The sequence below is a fragment of the Paraburkholderia sp. EG304 genome (genome assembly GCF_046543485.1).
Lineage (GTDB): Bacteria > Pseudomonadota > Gammaproteobacteria > Burkholderiales > Burkholderiaceae > Paraburkholderia > Paraburkholderia youngii.
Map to the genome: position 1 here is coordinate 1 of NZ_JBKGUA010000340.1, position 449 is coordinate 449.

Here is a 449-nt window from a genome sequence, read left to right on the forward strand (position 1 = left end):
CCACCGCTCCCACATCAACGCTTTCTGGCTTTCGCTATAAAAGGTCCGGGTTCTGTACTTCATTTGCAACACTCCCGCCGCTCACGCAGCGTTCATTGTGTTGCATCGACCGGTTGAATCCGCCGTCGTCAAGCAGCTGAGCGGCTTGTGCCTGGCGGATACGCCGTCGCTCTTCGGGTGGCTTGCCCCGTATGTGCTCTTCGATGCGATAGAGTGCGCCGATACGCTTCAGTGCTTCGCCAGTGATCGGCGATGGCCGGACAGCGTGCAGATCGTGCAGCTTCCGACGTGCATGCGCCTTATGCGGAGTTCGGCATAAGGCTCATTATCCCGAGTTGCGTTTTATGCCGAGTCTGCTTGCGTCGCCTTTGTGTGATCAGTCGTTGCGCGTCGCCGATCACGACATAAATCTCGGGAGTCAGAGAGAGTTCAGAAACGCCAGAAGGTTC

At 57.2% G+C, this 449-nt stretch carries 1 pseudogene; it reads right to left on the bottom strand.

Annotated elements, in window-relative coordinates:
• Positions 1-34 precede the first annotated feature (34 nt).
• Positions 35-298, bottom strand: a pseudogene (locus ACLFKU_RS44180) (IS66 family transposase); the annotation flags it as partial.
• Between the last annotated feature and the right edge of the window lie 151 nt (positions 299-449).